Below are 4,183 nucleotides of genomic sequence, written 5' to 3' on the forward strand. Positions count from 1 at the left end.
CCGCCTGCAGCGCGCGCGCCGAGGCCTCCGCGTCATCGGGCGTGGTCTTGTGGAAGAGCGTCATGTCCTCGACCGCGTCGCAGTCGGTCACGACGAAGCCCCGGAAGCCCCAGTCGCGGCGCAGCCGGTCCTGCAGCAGCGCCGTGTTCGCGCAGGCGGGTGTGCCGTCCAGCGCGTTGTAGGCGCACATGACCGAGCCGGCGTGCGCCTGCGTCACCGCGGCCCGGAAGGCCGGCAGATAGCTGTCCTCCAGGTCGTGGGCGGACGGGTTGACGTTGAAGGCGTGGCGATCCTTCTCCGGCCCGCTGTGCACGGCGAAATGCTTGGGCGTGGCGATCACCAGCGGGCGGCGCTCGTCGGGGCCTTGCAGCCCTTGCACGAAAGCCACGCCCAGGCGCGCGGTGAGGACCGGATCCTCGCCATAGGTCTCCTGCCCGCGGCCCCAGCGCGGATCGCGGAACAGGTTGATGTTGGGCGACCAGATCGTCAGGCCGCCGTAGCGGGCGGAGTCGCGCGACACGCCCGGCGGCGGCGGCGCGGACTTGGCCCGCGCCTGCGCGGCGATCACGCCGCCCACCGCGTGCAGCAGCGGCGCGTCCCAGCTCGCGGCCAGACCGATGGCCTGCGGGAAGACCGTGGCCCGGCCGTTGCGCGCCAAGCCATGCAGGCCTTCGCTCCACCAGCCATAGGCCGGCACGCCCAGACGCTCGATGGCGGGCGCGCCGTCCTGCAGCTGGGCGATCTTCTCGGCCAGGCTGAGCCGGCTCACCAGATCGGCGGCGCGCTCGGCGTCGCCCAGGCGGGCGTCGAGATAGGGCGGCACCGTCGCCGATGTCCGCGCTGACGGCGCCGGCTCGGCGGCCGTTGCCATCGATGCCATCGATGCCGGCAGCAAGGCCCCGAAACACAGCCACGGCATCACGTGCATGCCGCGCCCCCCGCGGCGCTTCGGCGCCGCCGGTGAAAGGGAAAGCGCCCGCCTGACGGCGTCAGCCCAGGCGGCGCGGGTCCAGTTGCACATGCCGGATGTGGCTCCGTTGGTAGGTGTAGGTGAGATGCACGAGACCATCTCGTGTCTGGATCGCGGCCGGGTAGGAGAACTCCTGGCCCGGCTCGTCCTCCAGCGTCGCGACGGTGCGCCAGGTGAGGCCGCCATCGCCTGACAGCGCCAGGTCCAGCCGGTCGCGGCCGACCCACCAGTCGTTTCCCTGCTCGCGCGGATTGAAGACCATCAGGATGCGGCCATCGGCCAAGCCCAGCGCCTCGATGCCGGCATTGGGATTGGGCAGCGAGGTCAGCGCAGCGGCCGACCAGCTGCGCCCGCCATCGCGTGAGCGCGTGACGGCGATGCGGTTCGCCCGGCTGCGCGCGAAGGCCAACACGCCGCCATCGGGTCGAACGACCAGGCTGGGCTGGATCAGCCCGTAGCCCTTCGGATCGGTCACCGGCACGTTGGGCAGCCAGCTCCGGCCCAGGTCCCGGCTGCGCTCCATGTGCAGGCGCCAGCGGCCCGCCTCGTCCTCGGTGCTGGACGGGCACAGCAGCGTGCCGTCCGCGAGCATCAGCGGCTTGCTGCGGATCGGGCCCAGCACGCCGTCGGGCAGCCGGCGCGGCGAGGACCAGTGGTCGCCGCCATCGTCCGAGCTGATCAGCTCGCCCCACCACTGCCGTGGATCGGGGCCGACCTTGTAGAAGAGCAGCAGCGTGCCGCCGCGCGCGGCGCTGGCCTGGAACAGGACCGGGTTCCGAGGTTGGCAACGGGACTGCCGTCCGGCTGCACGCCGTCCGCGACCGCGCGAGGCGGCTCCAGGCGCCGGCCCGCAGGCGCGAGCACCAGATGCGCACGTCGGGCGCGCGCTCCGCGGTGCCACCGAACCAGGCGGCCATGAGGCTGCCGTCCGGCAGTTCCACGAGCGTGGACGCATGCACCTGCGGCGTGGCCGGTTGGTCGTCGATGAAGCGTTTGTGGAGCTCAAGATCCGCGCTCCAGGGCGCGGTCCCGGCCGCGCCCGCCAGCGCCGCGCCCAGCAACTGCCTTCGGGACAGACCGGGCACTCGCCGCGTCATAGCGCCTGCCGCAGCGCGGCGATGCGCGCGGCGTCGATGCCGGACGCGAAACTGCCGCCCGCTCGCGCGCCGCTGCCCACGTGGTACTGCCGCGCGCCGATGCGGCGATGCAGCGCGGCCAGGTTGCCCGCCGCCACGCCCGCGCCCACCAGCAGCTCGACGCCCTCGCCCAGACGCCAGCGCGTCACGAGTTGGGCGAGCAGCTCGGCGCCCTCCTCCGCGGTGGGCGCGGCACCCGAGCTCAGCAGCTGCGTGACCGCGCCGCGATAGGCGCTCAGCTCGCTGAAGGCGCGGACCGGATCGCGCGCCTCGTCGAAGGCCCGATGGAAGGTCAGCGGCAGGCCATCGGCCCATCGCAGCACCTGGTCCAGGGCCACGCGGTCGATGTCGCCATCGGCCGTCAATGCGCCGAAGACGAGGCCATGCGCGCCGGCGCCGCGCACCATCGCCACGCCCTCACGCACCTGGCGCATGTCGGCCTCGTCGTAGCAGAAGGACCGGGCGTGGGGCCGCACCATGACCATCACCGGCAGACGGCACTGCCGCACCACCTCGTCCACCACCTGCGCGCTGGGCGTGAGCCCGCCCTGCGCCATGTCGACACCAGCTCGATGCGGTCCGCGCCGGCGGCCTCGGCCTCGCAGGCGTCCCGGGCCGTCAAGGCGATGACCTCGATGAACAGGGGCGCGCCGGTCATGGAGCGGCGAACAGCTTGAACTCGCGGATGGCCGCGACGCCGACGCTGTTGGTGATGCGCAGCCGCACGCGGCGCGCGCTCACCGGCGCGAAGCGGTCGATCTTCATGTGGCCGACCGCCTGCGCCTGCGCCAGCGTGATCCAGCGGCCCCCGTCCCAGGCCTCGATCCGGTAGCCGCGCACATGCTGGCCGTCCTCCAGGCGCTCCATGGTCAGCGCGCGGTCGATCGTCACGGTCTTGCCGAGGTCCACCTCCAGCACGCCGCGGTTGGCCTCGGTGACGGTCCAGAAGGTGTCGTCGTCGTTGTCCAGCGCGGCCTGCGCGCGCGCATCGGTCTTGACGTGCGTCGCCGCCACGTTGGCGGCGTTCCCGTAGCGCCGCTCCAGGGCCTGTCCGAACTCGGCCAGGCGCTTCACGTCCGCGTCGGGCAGCAGGCCGTGCCGGTCGGGCGCGATGCCCAGCACCAGCTGTCCGCCGCGGCCCACGCTGTCCTCGTAGTTGCGCATCAGCTCGTCCACCGTCTTCAGCGACGCGGTGAATTCCGGCTTCGAATTCCAGAACCAGAAGTCCTTGTGCAGCGGCGTGTCGACCTCCACCGGCCGCCAGCGCAGCTGGCCATGGCGGTCGATGACGTTCCAGTTCTCGCCCTCGATGACGCCGACCTCGTTGCCGACCCAGCGGATGTCGCCGTACTCGAACAGCGCGGTGTCGGCGAACACCATGGCATTGGGCTGATAGGTGCGCAGCTTCGCCACGTAATGCGCGAAGTCGTAGACATGCCCGTCGCTGCCCGCGCCGTCCAGCCACCATTCGACCAGCGGGCCGTAGCCCGAGGCCAGCTCGACCAGCTGGCCGGTGTAGAAGACGTCATAGGCCTTGGAATCGGCGTAGCGGGGCTCGTGCCGGTCCCAGGGCGACAGATAGACGCCCATGCCCATGCCTTCGCGCTTCACCGCCTCCGCGGTCATGCGGACCAGGTCGCCCTGGCCGTTCAGCCACGGGCTGGACTTGACCGAGTAGTCGCTCTGCTGCGTCGGCCACAGCGCGAAGCCGTCATGGTGCTTGGCCACCAGCACCAGGTAATTGGCACCCGCCGACTTGGCCGCGCGGGCCCACTGGCCGGGATCGACGCGGTCGGGATTGAACACGGCGGCCGGCGCCTTGCCGTCGCCCCATTCGCGGTCCAGGAAGGTGTTGGTGCCGAAGTGCACCAGCACGCCGAAGCCGCGGTTCTGCCAGGCCACCTGCTGCGGCGACGGGGTCGTCGCCGAGAACGAGTCCGCGGCGCATGCGGCCGTCCAGGGCGCCGCCATCGTGGCCATGCCCAGCGCCACGCCAAGCGCCGGCAGCCTCTTGATCAACGATCGGTACATCTCGGGATCCATCACGGTCACAGGAAAGGGCCGGCCGGCTCGCGCG

Annotated in this window: 4 protein-coding genes; all 4 read right to left on the reverse strand. The window is 72.0% G+C overall.

Annotated features, from left to right (window positions below):
• The coding region (locus FUT87_RS21525) for a glycoside hydrolase family 3 N-terminal domain-containing protein (RefSeq protein ID WP_310735288.1) at nt 1–871 on the reverse strand (871 nt) is incomplete at its 3' end.
• A 118-nt stretch (nt 872–989) separates the two neighbouring features.
• Entirely contained in the window at nt 990–1,871 is an 882-nt protein-coding gene (locus FUT87_RS21530) for an exo-alpha-sialidase (protein ID WP_186830688.1), read from the reverse strand.
• A gap of 192 nt (nt 1,872–2,063) precedes the next feature.
• Nucleotides 2,064–2,663 (reverse strand): copper homeostasis protein CutC, encoded by a 600-nt coding sequence (locus FUT87_RS21535; RefSeq protein ID WP_147242337.1) that lies wholly within the window; start codon nt 2,661–2,663, stop codon nt 2,064–2,066.
• 97 nt (nt 2,664–2,760) lie between these two features.
• Nucleotides 2,761–4,137 (reverse strand): alpha-L-fucosidase, encoded by a 1,377-nt coding sequence (locus FUT87_RS21540; RefSeq protein ID WP_147242338.1) that lies wholly within the window; start codon nt 4,135–4,137, stop codon nt 2,761–2,763.
• Nucleotides 4,138–4,183 lie beyond the last annotated feature (46 nt).

It is taken from the genome of Mitsuaria sp. TWR114 (assembly GCF_007997345.1).